Genomic DNA, 14,956 nt, shown 5'->3' on the forward strand with positions numbered 1-14,956 from the left:
ACTCCACTTCAACCCCACTTCCACCTCAAGTGAGGTTGAAGTGAGGTGAAGGCGAGGCTGCCCCGTATCTGGGGGCAAGCTCGAGATATCTCGTGCTCCTTTTGTCCAGGACTCATAATGGCCTGATGGTCGCTACAATAAGCATCGCACATGACCATACGTAAGGGAGCAACCATGGAAGAGCAGGATTTGAATACCCAAGAGACTGCCGACGACGCTGCCGAAGAGGAATGCGTCCCTGCGCTCGTGCTCGGTGACGATGATGAGCGCGATCCCGGTCTGCACGAGAAGATTCTGTCCGAGGAGCTTGCGTGGTCCGGCAAGATCTTCGACGTCAACACGCTGCAGGTGCAGCTGCCGAACGGCCATACGTCCCGTCGTGACATCGTGCGCCACTGCGGTGCGGCGGCCATCGTGGCGCTCACCGAGTCGGGCAAGATCGCGCTCGTGCGCCAGTATCGCACCGCGCTCGATCGCGTGACGGTCGAGCTGCCTGCCGGAAAGCTCGATCCGGGCGAGGACCCGCTCGAGTGCGCCAAGCGCGAGCTGCATGAGGAGACCGGGTTTATCGCGCACAACATGCGCTATCTGACCACCATGGCCTCTTCCTGCGGTTTTTCCGACGAGCTCATCCACATCTTCATGGCGACCCAGCTCGAGTTCGACCAGGCGTGCCCCGATGAGGACGAGTTCCTGAACGTCGACTTGGTGCCGCTCAACGAGCTGATCGACGCCGTGCTCGACGGCAAGATCCAGGATTCCAAGACCATCGTCGGTGCGCTCGCCTGCGACGCCATCGCCCATCGTCTGTAGCATTTCACGCGACCGTCCCGTCGCTTCGCCGTGGGGCGGACGCAGATGGCAGATTCGCCATGTCGTCGCAATCGGAGACGGCATCGCGACACCTGCCATCTGCGTCCGCCCCCGATGATCGGTGCCGCGCTGCGACGGTCCGACCGACGGGAAAACGACCCCGTCCAAAAAGTACCAAAACGCATCATGTGAGGAGAAGAGTTGTCTAGCAAGCAACCGAGCATGTTCCGCCGGTTCGTCGCCTATTACGGGCCGCAAAAGCATCTGTTCATCGCCGATACGGTCTGCGCGCTCGTGCTCGCAGGGATCGATCTGGCGTTCCCCATCATCTTGCGCGGCCTCACCGGCGGCCTGTTCACGGAGGGTCCGGAGGCCATCATGGGCTCCCTTGCGTTTGTGGCCACCGGCCTGATCGCCATGTACCTCGTGCGCACCGCGTGCAAGTACTTCGTGTCCGCCCAGGGCCACATCATGGGCGCGCGCATGGAGTCCAAGATGCGCGAGGACCTGTTCGACCAGTATGAGCGCTTCTGCTTCTCCTACTTTGACCGCGTGAACTCTGGCGACATGATGAGCCGCGTGGTCAACGACCTGTTCGACATCTGCGAGGGTGCCCATCATCTGCCCGAATGGATCATCATCTGCGGCATCGAGATCATCGGCGCGTTCGTGATCCTGTTCACCATCGCACCCGTGCTCGCCGGCGTCATGGCGCTCATCACGGCGGTGTTCGTGGCCATCATGGTTCGCCAGAACCTGCATATGCGCGCCGTGTTCGCCGACAACCGCCGCAAGATCTCCGATGTCAACTCGCAGCTGCAGGACTCGCTGTCCGGCATCCGTGTCGTCAAGTCGTTCGCGAACGAGGGCACCGAGCGCGCCAAGTTCCGCCGCTCCAACGAGGCGTATCTGGGCTCCAAGGTGGCCCAGTACCACGTGATGGGCAACTACCAGGCCACGAGCGCCCTTATGACCGGCGCGCTGTACACCGCCATCGTGGTGCTCGGCGGCTACCTCATCGCCACGGGCAATATGTCTGCGGTCGATCTGGCGACGTTCGCGCTGTACATCAGCCTGTTCGCCACGCCCATCGAGACGCTTGTCAACTCCACCGAGACGTTCCAGAAGGCCATCGCCGGCTTCAAGCGCATGGACGAGGTGCTCGCAACCATGCCCGACATCGTCGACGCGCCGGATGCCCGCCCGCTCGAGGTGCGCGACGGCGCCATCGAGTACCGCGACGTCTGCTTCTCGTACAAAGACGTCGAGCTGGGCGGCCGCGACCCGCAGCGTCCCGTCATCGACCACCTCACGCTCTCCATCCGTCCGGGCGAGACGATTGCGCTGGTGGGGCCGTCGGGTGGCGGCAAGTCCACCACCTGCTCGCTGTTGCCGCGCTTCTACGATATCGATGCCGGCTCCATCACCATCGATGGACAGGACGTTCGCGACGTCACGCAGGAGAGCCTGCGTCGTGCCATCGGCCTCGTGCAGCAGGATGTATACCTGTTCGACGGCTCCATCCGCGAGAACATCGCCTATGGTCGACCGGATGCGACCGACGAGGAAATCGAGGAGGCGGCGCGCCGCGCGAACATCCACGACTTCATCTGCTCGCTGCCCGACGGCTACGACACGGTGGTCGGCGAGCGCGGCAGCCGTCTGTCCGGCGGCCAGAAGCAGCGCGTTGCCATCGCCCGCGTGTTCCTCAAGGATCCCGCGATCCTCATTCTGGACGAGGCCACGAGCGCGCTCGACAACGAGAGCGAGGAGGCCGTGCAGGAGTCGCTTGAGCGGCTGGCGCAGGATCGCACGACGATCATCATCGCCCACCGCCTGTCGACCATCAAAAACGCCGACGAGATCGCCACGGTGGAACGTGGTCGGGTCGTGGAGCGCGGCACGCACGAGGAGCTTCTCGCGCGCGGAGGCACGTATGCCCGTTACTATCGGATGCAGTTCGAAGGCGTGCGCGCCAAAGACGTGCCGTCTGCGGACCCCGCACTGTAGGGAAAGCGCCGCCGCGTGCGTCGCATTGATATGGAGAGAGACTGCGGGGGTTTATGGCCCCCGCGCTACGTTTGAGGGTGCGCTATGGCAAAAAGACCACCTCTGACAGCGGACGAAGCGACCGAGCTCTTCTCAGAGCTTGATGATTCCGGCGTTGTCGACCCCATGCGCGCCCGCGACGCGTCCCGCCGTCGCGCCGTGCGCGACAAGGCGCGCGAGGAGGGCGGGGCCGAGGCGGTCAACAAGCTTGAGTCCGACCATCGGTGCAGCCGCCGGGCGCGTCAGGCTCAGGTGGACCCGCTCTCTGCCGACGACCCCTCGGGCTCCAAGGTCGGGCAGACCATCACGCGCACCGCGCTCATCTGCATCATCGGCGTGCTCGTGTTCGTCGTGGGCATGCAGGTCGTCTACGGCGTGAACCGCCGCCTCAACACCGCGAACCTGTCCGATCGCGCCAACGTGGAGACGGTCGAGCACGCTATGGAGAGCGGTGTGGAATGGGGTAACGGCTTCACGCAGTTCCCCGAGGAGTTCACGGTCGACGAGGCCAGTGAGCAGTCCGGCATAGTCGAGGTGTCGGTCGTTGACACCACGTCCAAAAACGAGCTCGAGCTCCTGTCCAACTCGCAGATCCAAGCCGCGGCATTGGCCACGAACGCCCTTTTGAACAACAAGATCAACCGCGTGGTCTACAACGTGTACGTGCGCGTGGACGAGAGCGGCAACTTCGTGCACGACAGCTTCTTCGGGTTCTTGAAGAGCGACGGTACGCGCCGCGCCATGCTGACGTTCATCTGGACCAAGGAGGTCACCGCCGGCACCAGCAACATCGACTGGCAGCTGCGCATCGTCGGTATGGACGAGGAGACGGCCGGCAAGATCCAAGAGCAGGTCAACTCCGTGTCATCGCTTGCCGAAAGCACCGAGGTCACGCAGGACGATATCGACGAAGAGCAGCGCGAGCAGAACATGGAACAGAACCTGCACGGCTCCGAGGTCTTCTCCGGCGGCTCTCCCGAGAAGAGCCCCTCCGACGTCTTGCCCGCGCCCGATGCCGCGACAGACGGGGCGGCGGACGCCTCGGCTGAGGATGCCGCGTAGGGACGCGCGAACGAACAGCTAGAATAGAGTGTACAAACGCATGCGCCTGGCTCTGCTTGCCTGCCGCCGGGCGCCGTCCGCTGTACGGGAAGTGCGAGGTGGGACATGGACGCTGGGGCGCACAGCCAGGGTCGCGTGCTGATCGTCGACGACGAGCAGATCAACCGCTTGATCTTGGAAAACCTGTTCGTCGGCATATACGACGTCGATGAGGCGGCGGATGGCCAGGAGGCGCTCGACAAGATCACCGCGGAGCCCGAGGGCTACGTGGCCGTGCTGCTTGACGTCGTCATGCCGCGGCTTGACGGCATCGAGGTGCTGCGCCGCCTGGCTCCAACGGGCTACCTGCAGCGCGTTCCCGTGTTTCTCATCACTGCCGAGCGCGGCGACGCGGTCATGGAGAAGGCGTACCGCCTGGGAGTCATGGACTTCATCGGCAAGCCCATCGTGCCCTATGCGGTGATCCGACGCGTGCAGTCGGTGGTCGAGCTGTTCGAGGCGCGCAAGCGTCTGTCGATGACCGTCGAGGACCAGCGCTTGCAGCTGCTTGAGCGTGCGGCGCGCATCATCGAGCTCAACCGCGGCATGATCGAGTCTCTGTCGGCAGCCATCGAGTTTCGCGATGGCGAGAGCGGCGACCATGTGCGCCGTATCCACGACATCACCAAGATGGTGCTTGAATGCACCCGATTGGGCGACGGCCTCGCCGCCGAGGACATCGACGACATCGCGCTCGCCTCGATCATGCACGATGTCGGCAAGATCGCCATCCCCGACGCCATCCTCTGCAAGCCCGGCAGGCTGACGGCAGAGGAGTTCGAGGTCATGAAGTCGCATACGGTTCGCGGCGCCGAGCTGCTGGAGCGCATCCCCCAGATGCGCAGCATGGGCGCGTACCGGTATGCCATCGACATCGCGCGCCATCATCACGAGCGCTGGGACGGGCGCGGGTACCCCGACGGCCTGGTCGGCGACCAGATCAGCATCTGGGTGCAGGTCGTGAGCCTGGCCGACGTGTACGACGCGCTGATGAGCAAGCGCGTCTACAAGGACGCGTTCCCGCGCGAGGAGGCGCTCGCCATGATTCGCGACGGGGCGTGCGGCGTGTTCAACCCGGAGCTTCTGGACTGTTTCTTTGCGGTCGAGCCGCGCATCAACGAGCTGCACGACCGCTCGGTGGCGACGCGCTGAGCGCGGGGAGGGGATATACGATGAACAAGGATGCCCTGGTGGCTGCCGGCATGGATGTCGACGGTGCGCTCGCTCGCCTGATGGGCAGCGAGGCCCTGCTCGAGCGGTTGCTCAGCACGTTTGCGGCGGACGGCAACATGGCAAAGCTCGAGGCTGCGCAGGCCGATGGGGATGCCGACGCTGCGCTCGAGGCAGCCCACACGCTCAAGGGGGTGTGCGGCAATCTTTCCATGACGACCCTGTTCGATTTGTCGTCGCGTGCGTGCGACCTGTTCCGTTCGGGGGACACCGCCGCCGCGTTTGCCCTTGTGCCCCAGATACGCGATGCCTACGCGGCCATGATGAACGCCATCAAGGCGTGATGCCCTGCTGACGCGGTCTGCCTGTAAGGTTCAGGAAGGTATCTGGTAAGGTCGCGAGGGATTATCTCAATTCGATTGCGTGCGCCCGCGGCTCGGCTGGTACGTTGAGCCTATGGATACCGTTGACCTGTGCGGACGATCTGCCTTTCGCTACCACCGAATCCCTCCCGTCCTGAGGCCACACATACAGGACGCGCCCGATCTTTCTATAGACATAAAGATAGGGATGTAATGCCGGGAAATCCGGCATTACATCCCTATCTGAGTGCAAGATGCGCTATTTCAGCAGGTCGCTGACGCGTCCGAGCATGGTCTCGAACGAGACGCCGCGGTCGCGGAACTGCGGCTGCTGCGAAGACACGAGCATGGCGTCGTGGACGAAGTCGCCGGCAAAGACGACGGATTCCTTGAGCGTGCGGCCCGCCATGACGGCGGCGAGCAGGCACGAGCAGTACAGGTCGCCCGTCCCGTGCAGCATGTAGGGAAGCAGCTCGTTGCCGACTTCGAAAAATGCGCCGCCCTCGGTTCCGACGAAATTGCGGATCTTGCCGTCCTCGCGCTGGATGCCCTTGAGCACCACGGTGCGGGTTCCCTTGGCGAGCAGCCCGTCGACCAGGCGATGCGCCTGCTCGTCGGAGATGTTCTCACCGGCCCAATCATCGCCGATGGGCTCGCCCAGGATGATGGCGGCCTCGGTCAGGTTGGGCGTCAGGATGTCGGCGCCATCGGCGAGGTCCGCCATCGCCGCGCACAGCTCGGGCGTATAGGTGGGGTAGACCTTGCCGTGGTCCGCCATGACGGGGTCGACCACGCGCAGCGCGCTCGGATACATGGCATACAGGTCGCGAATGCGGTCGACCTGCTCGGGCGCGCCGAGGAAGCCAGAGTACACGGCGTCGATGTCGACCCCGATGTTCTTCCAGGCCTGCAGGTAGTCGCTCAGCATCTCGGTGGTGTCATGCATGTACCAGCCGGGAAAAGCCGTGTGCGACGAGAACAGCGATGTCGGAACGGGGCACACGTCGCAGCCTGCTGCGGAGAGCACGGGGATGGCGACCCCGAGCGAGCACTTTCCGTAGCCGCACATGTCGTGCACGGCGGCGACGCGCGGGATGTAGGCCCCTTCGCGCTGGTAAAGGGGCTGATCTGGGCTGGTGATTTCGTTGGACATGGATATTCCTTCTTTCTTCCGCGGACTTATGGACCAGCGTACGTGAGACCACCATAGCGCTCTTGCGCGGTGGCGGTCATGTCGTTCGGCAAAGTTCACATATCGGTGCGAAAGGAGACGCGCTCCGGTCGGGGGTGATAAAAACTTCCATGCATCAAGTAATCAATAAGAAATAATTATCCAAAATGGGCAGCTCGAAGGGGATGGATTATCCGGAGAAGGGTAATAAAAGACCCCTATTTCATCGCGGAACCTTCACGCATGAAACGAAATTCCTGCATATTATTGCCAAAAAAGCGCGTATCGGTGAATAAAAAATCACCGTCAACCTACATCTGATAAAAAGAGCCTACAATACGCGCAGGCATTCAACCTTTAAAGCGGTACGGAGAGACCGAGAAGGAGAGCAGATGGAGTGCAACATCGCCGCGGGCATCGAGACCCGCAAAGCCGCGCCCAGCGATCTGGCGCAACGCATCATCGCGCAAACAAGCAAAGGCTATCACGGTCCCGCAATCCTCATGCTGGAGGATGGGACCGTTTTTTATGGCCGTGCGTGCGGCGCATCCGGTACGGCGACGGGGGAGGTGTGCTTCAACACCTCGCTCGAGGGGTATTTCGAGGTCCTGACCGATCCCTCGTATGCCGGTCAGATCGTGACCATGACCTATCCCCAGATCGGTAACTACGGCATCGACCCGGCAGACGTCCAGAGCGCATACCCGGGCTCGCCCGAGCGGGGCGCATCGACGCCCGCGCTGCGAGGCATGGTCGTGCACGATATGTGCCCGACGCCGTCGAATTGGCGCAGCGCCATCAGCCTGCCGGAGTACCTCAAGCATGCGGGCATCGTGGCGATCGAGGGCGTGGACACCCGCGCGCTCGTGCGCCATCTGCGCGACAACGGCGCCCAGAAGGGCATCATCTCCACGGAGGTCTTTGCGCTGGCCGAACTTGCCCAGTTGCTCGAGCAGGCTCCGTCGCTTGTGGGGGAGAACCTCGTGCGCACCGTGAGCTGCGGCGAGCCGCACCCCTATACCGCCGCCGACCTGCCGGCCAATCACGCCTTCGCATCCGCGCCCGCACCCGAGCAGGCGCACTACCGCGTTGTCGCCTACGATTGCGGCATCAAGCGCGGCATCCTCGAGGGGCTCGTGCGCGTCGGCTGCGAGCTGACCGTGGTGCCGTGGGACACGCCTGCCGAGGACGTGCTGGCAAAGCATCCCGACGGCGTGTTTTTGTCCAACGGACCCGGAGACCCGGATGCCGTGGAGGAGACCTACTCCCAGGTCGAGAAGCTGATCGGCAAGGTTCCGCTGTTCGGCATCTGCCTCGGCCATCAGATGATCAGCCTCGCGTGCGGCGCCGAGATGGAGAAGCTCAAGTTCGGCCACCGCGGCGGCAACCAGCCGGTGATGAACCTCATCTCGCATCGCGTCGAGATCACGGCGCAGAACCATGGTTTCGGCCTGGTGTTCCCCAGCCTCGGCGCGCTCGTGCCCGAGCTCTCCGGCGGCGTATCCGAGCATCCCGCCGATGGCGACCTGCGCTTCTGGGTCGAACGCGGCGTCGCGCCGGTCGTGGAGAACGAGCGCTTCGGCCGCATCCGGCTCACCCACGTGAATCTCAACGACGGCACCGCGGAGGGCATCCAGCTGCTCGACCAGCCCGCCTTCTCGGTCCAGTACCATCCCGAGGCGGCCCCCGGCCCCACCGATGCGCATTACCTGTTCACGGCGTTCACGCGCCTCATGGATGGTGATGCCGACTACCTGAACATCGATATCGCAAAAGACCGCCTTGCCGGCTGGGTCTTCGCGACCGAGTAGCCGGTCGATCGGGGCCGACGCGCAGCGTCGGTCCCTTGCCGAATGTTGATGCAAAACGGGATAGAGAAGAGATAGAGATGCCCAAACGTACTGATATCAAGCGCATCCTGGTAATCGGGTCCGGCCCGATCGTGATCGGCCAGGCATGCGAGTTCGATTATTCGGGTGCCCAGGCCTGCAAGGTCCTCAAAGAAGAGGGCTACGAGGTCGTGCTGGTCAATTCGAACCCCGCGACGATCATGACCGATCCGGGACTGGCGGACCGCACCTACGTGGAGCCGATCACCGCCGAGTTCGTCGAGAAGGTCATCGCCCGCGAGCACCCCGACGCGCTGCTGCCCACCCTCGGCGGCCAGACCGGCCTTAACGCCGCGGTCGAGCTCGCCAAGAACGGCACCCTCGACAAGTACGGCGTCGAGATGATCGGCTGCGATCTGGACGCCATCGAGCGCGGCGAGGACCGCAAGCTGTTCAACGAGGTCATGGCCGAGATCGGGCTCGAGGTCGCGCGCTCCGGCTACGCGTATTCGGTCGAGGATGCCCTCGACATCGTGGCGCGCGTGGGCTACCCCTGCGTGCTGCGTCCGAGCTACACCCTGGGCGGAGCCGGCGGCGGCATCGCTCACACCGAGGCCGAGCTCATTGAGATCGTCTCCCAGGGCCTGGAGCTCAGCCCCGCCCACGAGGTCCTCGTCGAGGAGTCGATCGAGGGCTGGAAGGAATACGAGATGGAGGTCATGCGCGACCGCGCCGGCAACGGCATCATCGTGTGCTCCATCGAGAACTTCGACCCCATGGGCGTGCACACCGGCGACTCCATCACGGTCGCCCCGGCCCAGACGCTGTCCGATCTCGAGTACCAGCGCATGCGCACCGCCTCGCTTGCCATCCTGGAGAAGGTCGGCGTGGAGACCGGCGGATCGAACGTCCAGTTCGCCGTCAACCCCAGCAACGGCCGCCTCATCGTCATCGAGATGAACCCGCGCGTGTCCCGCTCCTCGGCGCTCGCCTCCAAGGCGACCGGCTTCCCCATCGCCAAGGCCGCCGCGCGCCTGGCCGTCGGTTACACGCTCGACGAGATCGTGAACGACATCACGCGCGCCACGCCGGCATGCTTCGAGCCGTCGATCGACTACTGTGTGGTCAAGGTGCCCCGCTTCGCCTTCGAGAAGTTCAAGGGCACCGACACGACGCTCTCCACCCGCATGAAGGCCGTGGGCGAGATCATGGCGATCGGCCGCACGTTCGAGGAGAGCTTCGGCAAGGCCATGCGCTCGCTCGAAGACGGCCGCGTGGGCCTGTTCTCGGCCAAGGACGATCTTGATCGCCTGTCTGAGGACGACCTGCTCGAGGGCGTGCGCACCCCGACCGAGAGCCGCATCCATTACGTGGTCGAGGCCCTGCGCCGCGGCTGGTCGGTCGAGCGCGTGCACGAGGCGTGCGGCATCGACCCGTGGTTCCTCGGTCGCCTGAAGGACATGGTCTGCGTCCGCGAGGCGGTCCGCGGCATGCGCGTGGAGGATATCGACGCCGACACCATGCGCCTGCTCAAGCAGTACGGCACGAGCGACGCCGAGATCGCCCTGCTCACCGGGAGCGACGAGCGCTTCGTGCGCGCCTACCGCAAGGGCCTGGGCGTGACGCCGTCCATGAAGACGGTCGACACGTGCGCCGCCGAGTTCCAGAGCGCCACGGAATATCACTACAAGACCTATGAGGCGCCCATGCGCGCCGGCCTCGACGAGCGCCGCCGCGTCGCCCCCGACGAGGTCACGCCGTGCGCCAAGCCCAAGGCGATGATCCTGGGAGCCGGTCCCAACCGTATCGGCCAGGGCATCGAGTTCGACTACTGCTGCGTGCACGCGAGCTACGCGCTGGCGAGCCGCGGCTACGAGACCATCATGGTCAACTGCAACCCGGAGACCGTGTCGACCGACTACGATACGTCCGACCGCCTGTATTTCGAGCCCCTGACGTACGAAGACGTGATGGACATCGTCGATGTCGAGCGCCCCGACGGCGTCGTGGTGACGCTCGGCGGCCAGACCCCTCTGAAGCTCGCGCGCATGTTGACCGAGTCGGGCGTCCACGTGATGGGCACCCAGCCCGAGGCTATCGACCTGGCCGAGGACCGCGAGCGTTTCAGCGCCCTGCTCGACAATCTGGGCATCATGTATCCGCCGGCCGGCATGGCGACCTCGTTCGAAGAGGCCGAGGCCGTCGCTGCGCGCATCGGCTATCCGCTGCTCGTGCGCCCCTCGTACGTGCTCGGCGGCCGCGGCATGATGATCGCCTACGATGCGGATCACCTGCGCGACTACATGGCCGAGGCCGCGCGCGTGAGCCCCGATTACCCGGTGTACCTCGACCGCTTCCTCGAGGGCGCGATCGAGTCCGACGTCGACGCGCTGTGCGATGGCGAGGAGGTCTACATCGGGGGCATCCTGGAGCATATCGAGGAGGCCGGTATCCATTCCGGCGACTCGGCGACGTGCATCCCTCCGTTCTCGTTCTCCGAAAGCCTGGTCGAGAAGCTGCGCGACACGACGCGCCGCATCGCGCTGGCGCTCGGCGTGCGCGGTCTCGTGAACGTGCAGTACGCCATCCGCGGCGAGACCGTCTACGTCATCGAGGCGAATCCCCGCGCGAGCCGCACGGTCCCGTTCATCTCCAAGGCCACCGGCGTGCCGCTTGCGAAGGCCGCGGCGTGCATCATGTCGGGCGAGAAGATAGCCGACCTGCACCTTCCCGCCGATGACCGTCGACTCGACTGGTTCTGCATGAAGGAGGCCGTCATGCCCTGGGGCCGCTTCCCGGGCGCCGACGTGATCCTGGGGCCGGAGATGAAGTCCACCGGCGAGGTTATGGGCATCGCCAAGAGCTATCCGGAGGCCTACGCCAAGTCCCAGCTGGCGATCAGCTACGAGCTGCCCACGCCGGATAAGGGCAAGGTGTTCATCTCCGTCAACGACCGCGACAAGCGCCACATCCTGGCCGTCGCGCGCATCTTCCACTATCTGGGCTTTGAGATCTGCTCCACGGAGGGAACGGCGCGCGTGCTTGCCGGCGGCAACGTCAAGTGCGAGGTCGTGGAGAAGATCAGCGGGCCTCATCCCAATATCGGCGACATGATCGCCAACGGCGAGATCGCGCTGATCGTCAACACGCCGTACGGCCAGGGCGCGCGCGGCGACGGATACCGGGTCCGCACCGAGGCCGTGCGTCGCGGCGTGACCTGCGTGACGGCGCTTTCCGGTGCGAACGCGTTCGTGGCCGCCATCGAGGCGGTGCAGCAGGCACGTCAAGGCGGCGAGGGCTCCGGCATGGAGGTCATCGCCCTGCAGGACCTGCCGCAGTACGAGGTGTAGGGAAACCTCCGGTCAGCCCGCCCACGCAAATTGGGGCGAACTTTTGGGGACAGTCCCTTTTTGTTCACGACGGCGCACATGCGCCGTCGTGAACAAAAAGGGACTGTCCCCAAAAGATCGCCCCAATTTGCGTGGGCGGGCGGTGGGGACGGGCGGTACCGACGACGGCGCGGGCGGGTATACTGAAGGCGTTTGTAGTCAAGGGACGGGTGCTTCGTGCCCGCCGCCGCTCTCGCATTGGAGGCCGCAACATGGCAGATTCCACCGAAAAGACCCCGCTCGTCGGCATCATCATGGGCTCTAAGTCCGACCTTCCCACCATGGAGGGATGCACCGCCGAGCTCGAGCGCCTGGGCGTTCCGTACGAGCTCGTGATTGCGAGCGCGCACCGCACGCCCGACAAGGTGCACGAGTGGGCCGAGACCGCGGCCGACCGCGGCATCAAGGTCATCGTCGCCGCAGCCGGCAAGGCCGCGCACCTCGGCGGCGTCGTGGCGGCCTTCACGCCGCTGCCGGTCGTCGGCGTCCCCATGAAGACGAGCGATCTGGGCGGCCTCGACTCGCTGCTGTCGATGGTCCAGATGCCCTCGGGCGTGCCGGTGGCCTGCGTGGCCATCAACGGCGCCAAGAACGCAGCGATCTACGCCACGCAGATCCTCGGCGCGACGATGCCCGAGTACCGCGCGGTCGTGGAGAACCTTAAGCGCGAGATGGCGGAGGCGTAGCAAGCGCGCGTAGGGCGCGGATGCAGAGCGAGGAGGCGGGGCAGATGGCTGCGGACGAGACCCGGAACAACCATGCGACATCGCCGGCACGCGGAGCGGGGGACAATCCTGCCGCCGCTTCCGGGCTGCGCACGCGGATGGTTCCCGCCGGCACGCACTTCGCGCCGGCCTCCCCGCACGCTCCCCAAAAAGAGGCCCCGCATGGCTCCGGGCGCCCCGCAGGCAGGCGGTTTGCGGCGCCCGCGCGTGAATCTGCGCTCGAGGAGCATGTCGAGCGCCCCGCGGGCAAGCGTTTCGCTCCCGCAAGGTCCGTCGGCGACGAGCCGCCCTCTTCTGATGCCGTGACGCGTCCCGCCGGCACGCGGTTTGCGCGATCGGACGCGGCACCCGTCGCGGCGCGTCCGGAGCTTGCGCCTGCCGTTCCGCATCCCGCCGAGCGGCCGAAGAAGACCCCTGCCGCCCCTGCGATCGACGCGCAGCAGACCGCGTCGCTTCCCGGTGAGGCGTTTGCCGGGCTGTCCGAGGAGTCGGCGCGCGCCGCCGCCCTTGAAAGCCTCGGCGCTCCGGTCGCCCCTTCGCAAAGCGCGGCCGGCTCTTGTCCCCGGTCCGCCTCTGAGGCTCCGAGGCCCGCTTCGCACCCGGCGACGCCTCAAGCGCCGAAGCCCGCCGCGCGCCCGGCGTCCTCTTCCGCACGCCAAGCCGCTTCCGCAAAAGATGAGCCGTCCCAGCATGCAGGAGCGACCGTGCGCCGCAAGCGCAGGGTCCCCGTGCTGGCGATCATCTTGATCGTGATCGGCGTCGTGCTCCTGTTCGTTGCGGGCGGCCTGTTCCTTGCGACCCAGATGCGCTACCGGCAGGCGCAGGAATCCTACGAGGAGCTGGAGAGCTATACCGTCGAGTCCGACATGGGCGACGGCGTCCCGAGCGTCGATTTCGATGCGCTGTCGGCCATCAACTCCGACATCGTGGGATGGATCTACATCCCGGGCACTCCGGTCAACTATCCGGTCGTTCAGACCGACGACAACACCACGTACCTCAAGCAGCTGTTCGACGGCACCCCGAACGACTCGGGCGCGATCTTCATGGACATGGCCAACACCCCTCCGGGGATGTACGACCAGCAGACCACGCTGTACGGCCACCATACCTACGACGGCACGATGTTCCAGGTCGTCGACAATTCGACCGATCAGGCGGAGTTCGACAAGGTCCAGACCGCCTACTACATCACCCGAAGCGCCACGTTCGTCATGACGCCGCTGCTCACCGCGCAGGTCGAGGACACCTATATTCAGGCGCGCCAGCCGAACTTCCTGGGCGAGGGCGAGTCGCTCACCGCGTATCTCGAGGACATGCTCGCGCAGGCAAAGTCGCAGGCTCCCGATGCCGCCGAGCGAATCGAGGACACCGAGCAGGTCATGAGCCTCGTCACCTGCGCCGGCGAGATCATCCCGCGCACCACGCGCGCCGTGATGGTGCTTTCGGTCGACCAGATCGTCGCCCACGGCGTATAGCGCCGCGGCGCGCGGTGGCCGTTATCGCGGCAGCGTGCTCTCATAGGCCCGCTTGAGCGCACGGAGGCGTTCGAGCTCATCGGTCGCGCTGCCGTCCAGCTGCGCGGCAACCGCCACGACGAGGGCGTCCACCAGCGCGACGGCGCCCGCCATCGAATGGTACTCAAGCGGCTCCCCGCGATATGCGACAAGCTCGATGTCGGGCTCCGCCCCGGCTCCGTGCAGCGCGCGGCTCGTAAACAGGATGGACGTGGCCCCGACGGAGCGCGCCTGCTCGATGGCGATCCTGCTCTCCTCGGGCAGGCGCTGAAAGCCGAACGTCACGAGGACGCTGTCTTTGTCCATATGCACCAATCCCTCGAAGAGCTCAGAGCCGGCGGGCGGCACGACGACCACGCGCTTGGAGAAACGCGACAGGCGAAAACGGAGAAGCTCGGCGCAGCAGGACGCGGCGCCCTTGCCGTGAATCAGGACGAGCGAGGCGCCGGCGAGCGTGCGTGCCGCTTTCATGAACGCCTCCTCGTCGATGCGCTCGGCCGTGATGCCCAGGTAGGACTGCTGGCGCTCCAAAAAGGCCCGAGGCGACGTCGGGCCACCCTCGATGCTCGCGGCGATCTTCTCCGCCGGGCCGAGGGTGCTTGCTGCAACGGTCGCCTTGAGCTCCTTGAAATCGCGAAACCCCGCATGGCGGGCGAATCGCGAGACGGTGGCGTCCGATACGCCAAGGCGCGCTGCGAGCTGCTGGATCGGCATGACCAAAAACTCGGTCGGGTTGGACGTGATGAAGTCGATGATGGTGTGCTCCGCCTGCGTGTAGGCCACGCCCTGTTTGAACAGCGAAATCGGCATCATGCGGGCATCCTCCTCGG

11 protein-coding genes are annotated in these 14,956 nt (G+C 65.2%); 9 read left to right on the forward strand and 2 right to left on the reverse strand.

Annotated features, from left to right (window positions below):
- Positions 1-174: 174 nt before the first annotated feature.
- From QVN30_RS06380 to QVN30_RS06400, 5 genes are all read left to right on the forward strand, one after another.
- Complete coding sequence (locus QVN30_RS06380; RefSeq protein ID WP_289835821.1) at positions 175-813, forward strand: NUDIX domain-containing protein; 639 nt, start codon at positions 175-177, stop codon at positions 811-813.
- 222 nt (positions 814-1,035) lie between these two features.
- On the forward strand, positions 1,036-2,823 hold the full coding sequence (locus QVN30_RS06385; protein ID WP_289835839.1) for an ABC transporter ATP-binding protein: 1,788 nt from the start codon (positions 1,036-1,038) through the stop codon (positions 2,821-2,823).
- Between the two features lie 84 nt (positions 2,824-2,907).
- Complete coding sequence (locus QVN30_RS06390; protein WP_289835822.1) at positions 2,908-3,924, forward strand: hypothetical protein; 1,017 nt, start codon at positions 2,908-2,910, stop codon at positions 3,922-3,924.
- 105 nt (positions 3,925-4,029) lie between these two features.
- Entirely contained in the window at positions 4,030-5,115 is a 1,086-nt protein-coding gene (locus tag QVN30_RS06395; protein ID WP_289835823.1) for an HD domain-containing phosphohydrolase, read from the forward strand.
- A gap of 20 nt (positions 5,116-5,135) precedes the next feature.
- Positions 5,136-5,477: an Hpt domain-containing protein gene (locus QVN30_RS06400; protein WP_289835824.1), complete on the forward strand. Its 342-nt coding sequence runs from the start codon at positions 5,136-5,138 to the stop codon at positions 5,475-5,477.
- A 277-nt stretch (positions 5,478-5,754) separates the two neighbouring features.
- Here QVN30_RS06400 and QVN30_RS06405 read toward each other — a convergent pair whose 3' ends face one another.
- Positions 5,755-6,648, reverse strand: coding sequence for a bifunctional hydroxymethylpyrimidine kinase/phosphomethylpyrimidine kinase (locus QVN30_RS06405; RefSeq protein ID WP_204538196.1), 894 nt, complete (start codon positions 6,646-6,648; stop codon positions 5,755-5,757).
- 410 nt (positions 6,649-7,058) lie between these two features.
- On the opposite strand from QVN30_RS06405, the gene carA reads away from it, so the two are divergent.
- The 4 genes from carA (at position 7,059) to QVN30_RS06425 (ending at position 14,087) form a co-directional block, all read left to right on the forward strand.
- Positions 7,059-8,477 carry a glutamine-hydrolyzing carbamoyl-phosphate synthase small subunit gene (gene carA / locus QVN30_RS06410; RefSeq protein ID WP_204565316.1) on the forward strand — a complete coding sequence of 473 codons (1,419 nt, stop codon included), beginning with the start codon at positions 7,059-7,061 and terminating at the stop codon, positions 8,475-8,477.
- 77 nt (positions 8,478-8,554) lie between these two features.
- The gene (gene carB / locus QVN30_RS06415; protein ID WP_289835825.1) at positions 8,555-11,845 is read left to right on the forward strand and encodes a carbamoyl-phosphate synthase large subunit; all 3,291 of its coding nucleotides are present in this window, start codon (positions 8,555-8,557) and stop codon (positions 11,843-11,845) included.
- Positions 11,846-12,096: 251 nt separating this feature from the next.
- Complete coding sequence (purE, locus tag QVN30_RS06420) at positions 12,097-12,570, forward strand: 5-(carboxyamino)imidazole ribonucleotide mutase (protein ID WP_289835826.1); 474 nt, start codon at positions 12,097-12,099, stop codon at positions 12,568-12,570.
- A gap of 44 nt (positions 12,571-12,614) precedes the next feature.
- The gene (locus QVN30_RS06425; protein ID WP_289835827.1) at positions 12,615-14,087 is read left to right on the forward strand and encodes a sortase domain-containing protein; all 1,473 of its coding nucleotides are present in this window, start codon (positions 12,615-12,617) and stop codon (positions 14,085-14,087) included.
- Between the two features lie 21 nt (positions 14,088-14,108).
- On the opposite strand, the gene QVN30_RS06430 is transcribed toward QVN30_RS06425, so the two are convergent.
- Complete coding sequence (locus QVN30_RS06430) at positions 14,109-14,939, reverse strand: MurR/RpiR family transcriptional regulator (protein ID WP_087200769.1); 831 nt, start codon at positions 14,937-14,939, stop codon at positions 14,109-14,111.
- Positions 14,940-14,956 lie beyond the last annotated feature (17 nt).

It is taken from the genome of Collinsella ihumii, from assembly GCF_030385545.1.
In the GTDB taxonomy this organism is placed as follows: Bacteria; Actinomycetota; Coriobacteriia; order Coriobacteriales; family Coriobacteriaceae; genus Collinsella; species Collinsella ihumii.